11 protein-coding genes and 1 pseudogene are annotated in these 11,476 nt (G+C 73.2%); 4 read left to right on the forward strand and 8 right to left on the reverse strand.

Annotation, left to right across the window (positions count from 1 at the left end; all coding sequences use genetic code 11):
- Positions 1–127 precede the first annotated feature (127 nt).
- Complete coding sequence (locus tag ABZ321_RS48575; RefSeq protein ID WP_354903190.1) at positions 128–1,288, forward strand: CaiB/BaiF CoA-transferase family protein; 1,161 nt, start codon at positions 128–130, stop codon at positions 1,286–1,288.
- Positions 1,285–2,505: an MmgE/PrpD family protein gene (locus ABZ321_RS48580; protein ID WP_354903192.1), complete on the forward strand. Its 1,221-nt coding sequence runs from the start codon at positions 1,285–1,287 to the stop codon at positions 2,503–2,505. Before ABZ321_RS48575 ends, ABZ321_RS48580 begins: the two co-directional genes overlap by 4 nt.
- 72 nt (positions 2,506–2,577) lie before the next feature.
- Here ABZ321_RS48580 and ABZ321_RS48585 read toward each other — a convergent pair whose 3' ends face one another.
- The 4 genes and pseudogenes from ABZ321_RS48585 to ABZ321_RS48600 form a co-directional block, all read right to left on the reverse strand.
- On the reverse strand, positions 2,578–3,327 hold the full coding sequence (locus ABZ321_RS48585; protein ID WP_354903194.1) for a GntR family transcriptional regulator: 750 nt from the start codon (positions 3,325–3,327) through the stop codon (positions 2,578–2,580).
- Between the two features lie 169 nt (positions 3,328–3,496).
- Positions 3,497–4,087 carry an HD domain-containing protein gene (locus ABZ321_RS48590; RefSeq protein WP_354903196.1) on the reverse strand — a complete coding sequence of 197 codons (591 nt, stop codon included), beginning with the start codon at positions 4,085–4,087 and terminating at the stop codon, positions 3,497–3,499.
- A 10-nt stretch (positions 4,088–4,097) separates the two neighbouring features.
- A pseudogene (locus ABZ321_RS48595) lies at positions 4,098–4,913 on the reverse strand (PCRF domain-containing protein); the annotation flags it as partial.
- Between the two features lie 42 nt (positions 4,914–4,955).
- Positions 4,956–5,087, reverse strand: a complete 132-nt coding sequence (locus tag ABZ321_RS48600) for a hypothetical protein (protein WP_344506659.1) — start codon at positions 5,085–5,087, stop codon at positions 4,956–4,958.
- A 68-nt stretch (positions 5,088–5,155) separates the two neighbouring features.
- Here ABZ321_RS48600 and ABZ321_RS48605 point away from each other — a divergent pair, with 68 nt between their 5' ends.
- Positions 5,156–6,082 (forward strand): aminoglycoside phosphotransferase family protein, encoded by a 927-nt coding sequence (locus ABZ321_RS48605; protein ID WP_354903198.1) that lies wholly within the window; start codon positions 5,156–5,158, stop codon positions 6,080–6,082.
- A gap of 108 nt (positions 6,083–6,190) precedes the next feature.
- The gene (locus tag ABZ321_RS48610) at positions 6,191–6,982 is read left to right on the forward strand and encodes an FkbM family methyltransferase (protein ID WP_354903199.1); all 792 of its coding nucleotides are present in this window, start codon (positions 6,191–6,193) and stop codon (positions 6,980–6,982) included.
- A gap of 2 nt (positions 6,983–6,984) precedes the next feature.
- Here ABZ321_RS48610 and ABZ321_RS48615 read toward each other — a convergent pair whose 3' ends face one another.
- The 4 genes from ABZ321_RS48615 to ABZ321_RS48630 all read right to left on the reverse strand — a co-directional run bounded on the left by ABZ321_RS48615 (position 6,985) and on the right by ABZ321_RS48630 (position 11,448).
- Positions 6,985–8,331, reverse strand: a complete 1,347-nt coding sequence (locus tag ABZ321_RS48615) for a PASTA domain-containing protein (RefSeq protein WP_354903200.1) — start codon at positions 8,329–8,331, stop codon at positions 6,985–6,987.
- An 80-nt stretch (positions 8,332–8,411) separates the two neighbouring features.
- Positions 8,412–9,410, reverse strand: coding sequence for a beta-ketoacyl-ACP synthase 3 (locus tag ABZ321_RS48620; RefSeq protein ID WP_344506651.1), 999 nt, complete (start codon positions 9,408–9,410; stop codon positions 8,412–8,414).
- 49 nt (positions 9,411–9,459) lie between these two features.
- Positions 9,460–10,116 carry a PadR family transcriptional regulator gene (locus ABZ321_RS48625; protein ID WP_344506689.1) on the reverse strand — a complete coding sequence of 219 codons (657 nt, stop codon included), beginning with the start codon at positions 10,114–10,116 and terminating at the stop codon, positions 9,460–9,462.
- Positions 10,117–10,197: 81 nt separating this feature from the next.
- Entirely contained in the window at positions 10,198–11,448 is a 1,251-nt protein-coding gene (locus ABZ321_RS48630) for an MFS transporter (RefSeq protein ID WP_354903201.1), read from the reverse strand.
- Between the last annotated feature and the right edge of the window lie 28 nt (positions 11,449–11,476).

The raw sequence follows: 11,476 nt of genomic DNA on the forward strand, positions 1-11,476 counted from the left end.
AAGGACTGCGGCGGCGTTGACATGGGTCGGCGCATCGGGGCAATATGGCCGTACAAATGCCTAGCTTGTCCGATGGAGGCGACATGAAGGTTCCGACGGGCCGGCCGGGCGTTTGCTGGCCGACACGGTGATAGGCCCGCTAGAAGGCATCACCGTCGTCTCGCTCGAGCAGGCCGTGGCGGCGCCGTTCGCCACGCGGCAGCTGGCCGACCTCGGCGCGAGAGTGATCAAGGTCGAGCGGCCCGGCTCGGGCGACTTCGCCCGGCAGTACGACGAGACCGTGCGCGGCATGTCGTCACACTTCGTCTGGCTCAACCGCTCCAAGGAGTCCATCGGACTGGACCTGAAGTCCGAGCACGGGCGCCGCGTGATCCATGCGCTGGTCGACCGGGCCGACGTGTTCGTGCAGAACCTCGCCCCGGGAGCCGCCGACCGGCTCGGGCTCGGCGCCGCGCAACTGCGCGCCCGGCACCCCGGCCTGGTCCACGCGTCGATCTCCGGCTACGGCGCCGGAGGGCCGTACACCGAGAAGAAGGCCTACGACCTGTTGGTGCAGTGCGAGGCCGGCCTCGTGTCCGTCACCGGCACGCCGGAGGACCCCGCCAAGGTCGGCATCTCCGTGGCCGACATCGCCGCCGGGATGTACACCTACACCGGCGTGCTGACCGCGCTGATCCGCAAGGGCCGCACCGGCGAAGGCGCCACGCTGGAGATCTCCATGCTGGAGGCGCTGGCGGAGTGGATGGGTTTCCCCATGTACTACGCCCGGTACGGCGGCACGCCACCCGTGCGCAGCGGCGCCTCGCACGCGGCCATCGCACCCTACGGGCCCTTCGACTGCGCCGGCGGCGAGCGGGTGTTCCTCGGCATCCAGAACGAGCGGGAGTGGGTGGTCTTCTGCGAGAAGATCCTCGGCCGGCCGGAGCTGGCCACCGACGAGCGGTTCGCCACCAACAGCCTGCGCGTGGCCCACTCCGGTGCGCTCCGCGCGGAGATCGTCCGGGTGTTCCGGGACCTGGCCGCCGCCGAGGTCATCGACCGCCTGGAGGATGCCGGGATCGCCAACGCCCGGCTGCGTGACATGGCCGGTCTGGTGGAGCACGAGCAGCTGGCGGCGCGCGACCGCTGGCGGCAGGTCGGGTCCCCGGTCGGCCCGCTCATGGCGCTGGTGCCACCGGTCACCATGGACGGCCACGAACCGGTGATGGCACCCATTCCGGCCCCGGGCGAGCACACCGAGCGGATCCTGGCCGAACTGGGCCTGGAGGGGACGGGGGCGCCGGCGTGAGCCACGGCGAGATGATGACGACCCGGTCCGGTGCCGCGCACGCCCTGGCCTGCTGGGCGGCGGCGCTGGACCCGAGCGCCGAGGAGCTGGCGCTGGCCGATCGGTCCCTTGTGGACACCGTGGCCGTCGGCCTGGCGGCGCACCGGGAGCCGGTCATCGGCATCACCGCGGACCTGCCGGAGGAGGCCCGCTGGGCGTTCGCCTGCCACATCCTCGACTTCGACGACCTGCACATGCCGTCGACCTCACACATCAGCACCGTCTGCGTCCCGGTCGCGCTCGCGCTCGGCGGCGGTGCCCGGACCTATCTGGCCGGCGCGGGGGTGATGGCCCGGCTCGGGATCGCCCTCGGCTGGCCGCACTACTCGGCGGGCTGGCACGCGACCACGACGTGCGGCGCCCTGGGGGCGGCGGCCGGGGCCGCGGTCGCCCTGGGGCTGGACGCCGGCGGCATCGCCCGGGCCATGGCACTGGCGGTGCCGGCCGCCGGGGGCGTCCAGCGCAGCTTCGGCACCGACGGCAAGCCGCTGCAGGTCGGGTTCGCCACCCACGCCGGGGTGCGGGCGGCGCGGCTGGCCGCCGCCGGGGCCAGCGCGGACCCGCGGGCCGTCGACGACTGGCTGGCGCTGCTGGGCGGCTCGCCGGACCGCTTGACCATCGACGGGCCGACCGTGCCCGGCGGGCTCGCCGTCAAGCTCCATCCCTGCTGCTACGCACTGCAGCGCCCGATCGGTGCCGCGGCCACGCTGCGCCCGGCCATGCCGGATCCGGCGGCGATCCGGCGCATCGTCGTGCGCACTCCTCGGGCGACCGTCCAGCCACTGATCCACCACCGGCCGGACACCGGCCTGCAGGCCAAGTTCAGTCTCGAGTACGCGGTGTCCGCCGCGCTGCTCGACGAGCACGTCGGCTTCGCCGCGTTCACCGACGACGCGGTACACCGGCCGCCGGCGCGGCGCCTGGTCGACCTCGTCGAGACCGAACTGACCGACGGCGGGGACCACCTGCTCGCCGGCGAGGTGGCGGTCGAGGTGCACACCGACGCGGAGGTGCACCGCGCCACGCTGGCCCACCCGCCCGGGTCGCCGCAGCACCCGCCGCTCGACGGCGCCTTCGCCGGCAAGGTCGCCGACTGCCTGGCCGGCCTGCCCGTAACGGCCGCCGACATCGCCTGGGACCGTGCCGCGGATCTGCTCCGCGCGCACCTGGGCGTCTGAGAAGGGCTGTCCGGATCTCGGCGGGACGTCCGCCTACCGTCTCGTCGCGCCGAAGATCAGAACGCGGCGATCTCAACGTGCGGTGCGGCGCAGCCGGACCCGGTACGTGTAGTGCCGCGGCAGGAAGTAGCTGATCGCCAGCTCGACCGGCGAACCGTTGGCTGTCGAATACACGCGGTCGACCCTGAGCAGCGGCTCGCCGACCCCGCAGTTGAGCACCTTCGCCAGGTCCGCGTCCGCGGCGACCGCCGTGATGCTCTGGTCGGCCTCGACGACCGGATCGTCGAACAGCGTGTCGATCAGCCCGACCACGGTCAGCGTGCTGGTGCGCCCCGCCGCCGGGAGCTCGGTCGACTGGAGCAGGCGCTTGCCGATGGTCGGGGGGACGTACACGGTCGTCACGCAGAACGGTGTCTCGTGGTGGCGGCGCAGGAACGTCATCGAGTAGACGAAGTCGCTCGTCAGCTGCAGGCGGCCGGCCGCGTCGATGTCCGCCTGATGCCCGAGCGGATGCACGATCTCCATCTCGGTGTCGATCGACAGCGCCATCAGGTCCTCGATCGACCCGACCTGGCGGAGGTACTTCTCGTCGGGGTCGCTGACGAAGGTCCCGCGGCCGGGCACGCGGGTGACCAGACCCTCGTTGACGAGTTCGAGGAACGCGCGCCGGACCGTCTGGCGGCTGACGCTGTAGGTGGAGGCGAGCTCGGCCTCGGTCGGGAGTGGGCGTCCGTCCTTGAACTCGTCGCGCAGGATCGCGTCGCGCAGCTCGCGTGCGAGCGTGCCATACGCCGCTTCGTTGCCGCCTGTGCGTCGAGCCAAGCGAGGATGCCAATCTGCTCGGGGCCGTCCCTGGCTTGGCGGGGACGGCTGGTGGCTGCGCTGACCGTGAACTCAAGGCCACATGGCTGAGTGCCTTGCTTCGCCCGCGTGGCACACAGCCTAGCGCAATTTGTACGGCCATATCGCAGCGGGGCCCCGAGCGTGCGGGTCAGGTGGCTGGATGGGAGTCGAGGGGGTTGGTGGCGATCCGGGTGGCGACGTCGGTGCGGACGGAGGCGCCGGCGGGGCTGTCCGGCTTGCGGGCGGCCTGGTCCTGGAAGCAGGCGAGGAACTCCGCGCCGAAGCCCAGGCGCGGGTAGCGGGCGAGCAGGTCCGCCCGGGAGTCGGGCGGGAACGCGTCGGCGTGCCGGCCGGCGACCTCCCAGCTGCTGGCGACCTGGAGCAGGTGGGACTCTGGGTCTGCGGTGGGCGAGACGTCGCTGTGCATGTGCTGGACGATGATCTCGGCGGCCCTGGCGGCGCGGTGGGGCGGCCAGCCGGACGCCACGGCGAAGGTCCAGGCCATGTGCCCGCCCGCCTCCTCGAAGGGCAGGTGGTGGCTGTCGAACGGCTCGGTGAGGCCGATGTCGTGCAGCAGCGCCGCGACGTACAGCAACTCGTCGTCGAAGGCGATCCCGTGGGCGGTGCCGTACGTCGCCGCCCAGAGGTAGGAACGGACGCAGTGGTTGAGCAGGGCGGGCGAGTAGTAGCGGGTGGCGACGGACAGCGCGGCCGCGGTCGTGGGTGTCTCCGGCGTCATGCGCTCAGCTCTACCGCGGGGACGGCGGCGGGTCGTCGTCCTGCCAGGGTGAAGGGCGCCGGGCAGCGCCGTCGAAGTCGGATGGGGCCGTGTACCCGCGGACGTCCCGCGGCGCGCCGCGTGCGATGAGCAGCCGCGACCGGATGATCCGGATCGCCTCCGCCTTGCGGTGCCGGGCGCGGCGGTCGTAGGGGAGGCCCACCCCGATCCCGGTCGGCAGGTGTCTGATGTGGAGCGTCGACCGGGTGTCGCCGGCGCGGCTCGGGCCGCGGACGCAGTACAGGTCGACGCGGAGGTCCTCGTCGGCGAGCTCGACTGGGTCGTCGTCCTGCGCGAGGGGCGACACCTCGACGAGGGCGTGGCCGGTCCGCGTCCGTCCGTGGTCGAACGGGTCGGCGGCGGTCATCGCGTGCCGGCCGTCCTCGCCGCGCAGCAGGCCGTACGCGTACGGCGCGGCGAGCACCAGCGTCGCCTCCCGCAGCCCCGCGACGGACGCGTGGTGCTCCGTCACGACCTCGGTGGGCAGGCCGTGCAGGTCCGCCCACTGCCGGTACATCCGCAGCAGCGCCTCGGCGAGGACGGTCGAGGCCGGGTCGTCGGGTGCCGCGGCCCGGACGAGCACAACGGCGCCGTGCGTGTCGTAGGCGCCGTCGAGCCGCATGCGGACCTGCACGGCGGCGACGGCGTCCTCGAGGGCGGCCAGCTCGCCGGCGAGGTCCGCGAGGACCGCCGTGTCGTCCTCCGCCAGGGCCATCGCCAGCAGCGCGGCGGCGTCGGCGAGCCGGTCCCGCACGGCGGCGGCCCGCCGCAGCTCACCGGCGACGAACGCGAGCCGGGCCGTGACGCTCCGGCCCCGGCCGGGATCCCTTCACAGGTCGGGCGCGGCGGCCTCGTCCTGCAGGTCACGCTCGAGCCGGCGGAGGCGGTCGAGGCCGGGCTCGGCCGAGGCGAGAGCCGCGTCGAGGCGGCGCACCTGCCCGGCCAGGTCATCGGCGGTCATGGCGTCCAGCGTACGGCGCGGCCGCACAAATCGGTTGCCACCGGGCGCCCGGCTTGTGATGTTGAGGCGTGACAACCGACCCGGAAGGCGTCGTCCCGATGCCGGACCGGCGGCTCGTCGACGCGGGTGTCGTGCGGCGGCTGGTCGCCGCGCAGTTCCCGCAGTGGGCCGGCCTGCCCGTGCGGCCCGTCGCGGTCAGCGGCTGGGACAACCAGACCTTCCGCCTCGGCGACCGCATGTCGGTGCGGCTGCCGACCGCGGCGGAGTACGAGCTGGCGGTACAGAAGGAACACCGCTGGCTGCGAAGGCTCGCCCCGCACCTGCCCTTGCCCGTCCCCGCGCCGCTGGCGATGGGCGAGCCGGGTGAGGGGTTCCGCTTCCACTGGTCGGTGTACGGGTGGATCGACGGCGACCCGGTCGGCGCCGACACCGTCACCGACCTGACCGGGTTCGCGGCCGACCTGGGCGCCTTCCTGGTCGCGCTGCGGCACGCCGACCCGGCCGGTGGCCCCGAACCCGGGCTGCACAACTGGTTCCGCGGAGGTCCGCTGCGGGTGTACGACGCGCAGACCCGGCGCGCGGTCGAGGCGCTCGGCGACCTGGTGCCCCGCGACGCCGTCACCGCGATCTGGCAGGAGGCGCTGCGAGCGCACTGGGACGGCGCCCCGGTGTGGTTCCACGGCGACATCGCCCCCGGCAACCTGCTGGTGCGCGACGGCGCGCTGGCCGCCGTCATCGACTTCGGCACCTGCGGCGTCGGCGACCCCGCCTGCGACACGGCGATCGCCTGGACGGTGCTGTCCGGCGCGAGCCGCGCAGCGTTCCGCTCGGCGCTCGGAACCGACGACGGCACGTGGGCCCGCGGCCGGGGCTGGGCGCTGTGGAAGGCGCTGATCGTCTACGCCGGCGCCCTCGACGCCGACCCCGCGACCGCCGCCGAGGCCAGTCGCGTCATCGGCGAGGTGGTCACCGAGCACGCGGAGTCAGGCCGCTGACCGGCGCGCCGAGACCTTAGTGATCTCCCTACCGGATCTGCCGGAGTGTTGCCGGTGATCTCCGGCGGCGCGCGGTGCACCGGCCGGGGCGCGGAAGGGACGGGTCCGATGACGACGCACAGCATGCGCCTGCCCGACGGCAGGACGGTCTGGAGCCTCAACCGGAGCGAGACCGAGTACCTGTACCGGGAGATCTTCGTGGACAGGGTGTACCTGCCCCCTGACGGTCTCGACCTGCCGGACTCGCCCGTCGTCGTGGACGCCGGCGCGAACATCGGGCTGTTCAGCCTGTTCGCCGCGGCGCAGTGGCCGGGCGCGACCGTCCACGCGTTCGAGCCGGTGCCGGAGGTGTTCGACGTGCTGTGCCGCAACGCGTCCGGGACCCCCGGCATCCAGACCCACCAGCTCGCGCTCGGCGAGCACCCGCGGCACACCAGGATCCGCCACTACCCGCAGTACACCATGATGTCCGGCATCGACGCCGAGCCCGAGGCCGACCGGGCCCTGGTCCGCGCCTACATCGAGAACACGGCCGCGGACCTGGACGAGGAGCTGCGCCAGGTGGTCCTGGGCCGCCTCGACGAGATGCTCGACGGCCGGTTCGAGCAGCGGCTCGTCGACTGCCGGGTCGACACGCTGCCCAACGTCGCCGCGCGGGCCGGCCTCACCCGCATCGACCTGCTGAAGATCGACGTGGAGGGCGCCGAGCTGGCCGTGCTGCGCGGCCTGGACGAGGCGACCTGGGACCTGGTGCGGCACGCCGTCGTCGAGGTCGCGTCGCCCGGCGGTGAGCTGGCCGAGGCGGAGAAGCTGTTCGCCGCGCACGGCCTGCGGACCAGCACGGTGCAGCTGCCCGAGTACCGGGGGACCGCGCTGTACTTCCTGTACGCGAGCCGCTGAGGTCAGCTTTTGCAGCCCGAGGAGCCGGTCGGCTCGCCGTACTTGACGACCTCCATGACGACCTGGGTGTCCTTCGCGGCGGCCGTGCCCGGCTTCGGGGACTGCGCCACGACCAGCCAGTTGCGGTCCAGGACCTGTCGCCGGCCCTGGGTGGTGTGGTCCTTGGAGGTGGTGCGGTAGCCGGCGTCGCGCAGCTTGTCCTGCGCCTCCTGCAGGTTCATGCACATGACGTCGGGCACGGCGCCGGCGGCGCCGGAGCCGCCCTCACCGTCGGACGGCTTGCGCACGCGCAGGGTGAGCTCGGTGTTGGCGTGCACGGTCGTGCCCTCGGCCGGGGACTGCGCGGCGACCACCCAGTTCTTCGGGTCCAGCACCGTGCGGTCCTTGCCGGTGTCGTCGACGAGGTGGACGTTGCGCAGGCCGAGCTGGTTGAGCGTGCGCTGGGCGTCCGGCAGGCGGTCGCCCTTCAGCTTCGGCATCTTCGCGTCGAACGCCGAGGCCTTCGGCGCGGCCTTGTTGCTCCAGTCGTGCTCCAGCGGATGCAGGGCGCAGGACGCGAACGTGCTCAGGGTCAGGCAGCCGTTCGAGTCGAACTTGACCACGCCCCAGGTGATCGCGGCGATCGCCGCCCACTCGAAGATCCCGCCGAGGAGCTGGGCGCCGACGAGCCGGCCGCCGGCGCCGAGCATGAACGGCGGGTCGGCGACGACGGGGTACGCGACGCCGGCCGTTCGGTGCTCCACGACCAGGCGGACGGTGTTGCCGTGCACCTCGTAGTGCGACGGCACCAGCTTGCCGTCGGCGTCGTACGCCCACGACGGGGGGATCGCGCCGACGGTCGCGTCCTTGGACTTCAGCACGATGCCGGCTCCGGCCGGCACCGGGGTGGCCCCCGACACGGCGGTGTCGAACGACACCGGCGCGGCGGCGCTCTTGACGACGTAGAAGATGCGGGCCGCCTCCGGGGCGAGCACCTGCTCGGCGACGTCGGTGCCGTCGACGGCGTCGCGGAAGACGACGACACCCTTGGCGGCGGAGCCGCCGCTGCCCTTGCCGGTGCTGCGCGCGGTGAGCTCGACGGCGCCGTCGCGCAGGACGATGCCCTGGCCGAGGTCGTCGGTGACGCGCGAGGACACGGCGCTGCGCGAGACGGACAGGCTGTGCTGGTCGGCCTTGACCGGCCGGTCGCCGGACTGGTCGAGCACGTCGGCGAAGCTGCGGGGCGGCTTCGCGTAGGCGGGCACCGAGTTCGCGCCGTCCCGGCCCTGCTCGGGTGTGCAGGCGCTGGTGGTGACGAGCGCCAGGCACACGGCGACGATCAGGAATCGACGTCGTTCGCTACGACCCATGGACGCAGTGTGCCTGACGCCCGCCACGCGAAGCTACCGCCCGCGCACGGACGGGTGTGAATGACTGGTGAATGCACCAGTCAGGGGAGGTCGACCACCAGCGCCGCGTAGGACAACCCGGCGCCGAACCCGGTCAGCAGCGCCGGTCCGCTCGGCGCCGGTCCGCCGCCGGTGAGCATGGTGTGCAGCGCGAGCGGGATCGACGCCGCCGACGTGTTGCCGGTGTCCACGATGTCCCGGGAGACCCGCACCGTGTCCGGCAGCCGCAGCGCCGCCGCGAGCTTGTCGATGATGCGCAGGTTCGCCTGGTGCGGCACGAACGCGGCCAGGTCGGCCACGTCGAGCCCGGCCGCGCCCACGGCGGCGAGGGCGGTCGGCGCGACCTGCTGGATCGCCCAGCGGAACACCTCCTGACCGGCCATCCGCATGGTCGGCCAGAACTCGGGCTTGTCGCGGACCGCGAGCCAGGAGTCACTGTGCGCGATGAGACCGCTGCGGGCGCCGTCGGAGCCCCACACCACCGGCCCGATCCCCGGCAGCGCCGCCGGGCCGACCAGCACGGCACCGGCGCCGTCACCGAACAGGAAGGCGGTGGAGCGGTCCTTGGGGTCGATGATGTCGGTCATCCGCTCGGCGCCGATGACCAGCGTGTACCCGGCGGTCCCGGCCCGCACGAGCGCGTCGGCGACGGCGAGACCGTGGCAGAACCCGGAGCAGGCGGCGCCGACGTCCAGCGCCGCGGCGGACCCGGCGCCGGCGCGATGCGCGATCTCCGGCGCGATCGGCGGCGACTGCTGCAGGTTGGACATGGACGCGACGATCACCGTGTCGACCCGCTCGGCCGGCACCCCCGCGAACGCGAGCGCGTCGCGGGCGGCGGCGGCCGCCATGCTCGCGACGGTCTCGTCGGGCCGCGCGTGGCGGCGCGTCACGATTCCTGACCGTTGCCGGATCCACTCGTCGGAGGAGTCGATCGGCCCGCAGACCTCGTCGTTGGTCACGATCCGGTCGGGCCGGTACGCGCCGACGCCGAGAAGACGAGTGCCACCTGGCGGGCGGCTGGTCAGGACGGCAGGCATGTAGCTCCTCGGTCGAATGCGGCCGTCCGGGTGGCGGATCGGCCGACGGTCAGGCCCGCGCGGTCGCGCGGCTACCCGGCGTGCGGCGTCGCGGGCGCGCGGCGAGTGCGCCGTCCGGTGACGGTGGCGCCTCGTCGACGTCTGCAGGTGGGAATGGCAGCAGGTCGGTGTCGTGCACGCCCATCCCGTCCTCGATACGGTCGGCGATCTCCACGCACCAGTCGGCTTCACACTCGAACCAACGCAGGGCCCGCTCCAGCTGCCATTCTACGTGCTCCGGCCGATCGACGGTGCGATCGTCGAGGTCCCGGCGTTGCTGCTCGGCGAAGGACCACAAAATGCCTGCTCGGGTGCGCAGCGCCGTCACCGCCTCGGCCCGTGACAGCGACGGCAGGAAGGACAGCGCGGACAGGAACGGGTCGCTCGGCAGCTGGTACTGCCACCAGTACCGCCGCAGCAGCACCCGGAACTCGCGGACACCCGCGGGCGTGGTCCGGTAGGTGGTGCGCTCGGGCCGGGCGCCGCTGCGCTCCGTCTCCACCGGCTCCAGCAGGCCCTCGGCGGTGAGCTTGCGCAGCGCGTGGTAGACCGAACCAGCGGGGACGCTCATCGCCGGTCTTCCGTCGTACGCCAACAGACCGCGGCGGATGTCATGGCCGTGCACGGGCTGGAGCGACGACACCAGCCCGAGCACCATCAGTCGCATGGTTGACACCGGCGGAGCATAGCCAGCACGGCGTGACGTGAGAGCGGATCACGAAAGGTGTGGCGTGACGCCAGAACCTGATCATCGACTCGCCGCGGCCCGCAGCGGGGTGAGGAGCCCGGCGGCGACGATCGCCAGGAACGATACTCCTACCGCGATCAGCGGCCCGTGCACCCCCGCGTGCGCCACCGCCGACGTCAGCACCAGCGCGCCGACCGGCCCGAACGCGTGATGCACCATCCAGAAGGCGGCCGTGACCCGGCCGAGCAGGTGGTCGGGGGTCACCGTCTGGCGCAGGGAGGCGGAGCTGATCCCCGCCATCGTCTCGCCGAACGCGAACACCACCGCCGCGACCAGCACCACCACCAGGTGGTACACCAGGCCGGCGGCGGCGATCGCAACCCCGCAGGCGAGGTACGCCGCCAGCCACGCCGGACCGAAGCCGACCCGGCGGCGGACCGCGGGGGTGATCACCGCGGCCACGATCGAGCCGACGCTGGCGGCGCCGAGCAGGCCGCCGACGACCCGGTCCCCCTGACCGAGGTCGTGCCGCACGTAGTAGATGAAGACGTCCACCAGGCCGAGGCTGAGGAACGTGACCGGGGTGTACAGCAGGGTGATCGCCCGCAGCACCGGCGTGCGCCACAGGAACCGGACCCCGACGGCGAGGTCCCGCCACACGGCCGTCGGCCGCCCGGCGATCGGGTCCATGGCGGGCCCGCCGGTGGCCGGACGGAGCCGGATCAGCAGCAACCCCACCACCGAGACGCCGAACGTCACCGCGTCCACGGCGACCGCGGTCACCGGGCCGGCCAGCGCGGCGACCAGCCCGGCGGCCATCGGCCCGAGCACGAACCCCGCGCCGTAGGTGGCCTGCAGCCGGCTGTTGGCGGCGGTGATCTGCTCCCGCGCGACGATGTTCGGCACCGCCGCGGAACAGGCGACGTCGAACACCATCTGGAACACGGCGGCGACACCGATGACCGGGTACAGCAGCCACACGTGCTCGCCGGCGGTCCACCACACCGCCGGGACCGCCGCGTAGAGCAGCAGCCGGGTCAGGTCGCACCAGATCATCAGCAGCCGCCGGTCGGCCCGGTCGACGAGGACACCGGCGAACAGCCCGCTCGCGACGGTGCCGGCCCCGGCGATGCCGGTGATGAGACCCATCTGCGCCACCGAACCGGTCGCGTGCAGCACCAGCAGCGGGATCGCGACGAGGGAGAACGAGCTGCCCAGCGTCGACAGCGCCTGCACGGCCCAGAAGATCCCGAAGTCGCGGTTGTGCCGCAACGGCACCGGCGTGTGCGTGTCGCTTCCAGACAGCGTCATCAGCCCTGTTCCGTTCGGTAACCGTTCG

The organism is Dactylosporangium sp. NPDC006015, from assembly GCF_040614215.1.
Taxonomy (GTDB): Bacteria; Actinomycetota; Actinomycetes; order Mycobacteriales; family Micromonosporaceae; genus Dactylosporangium; species Dactylosporangium maewongense.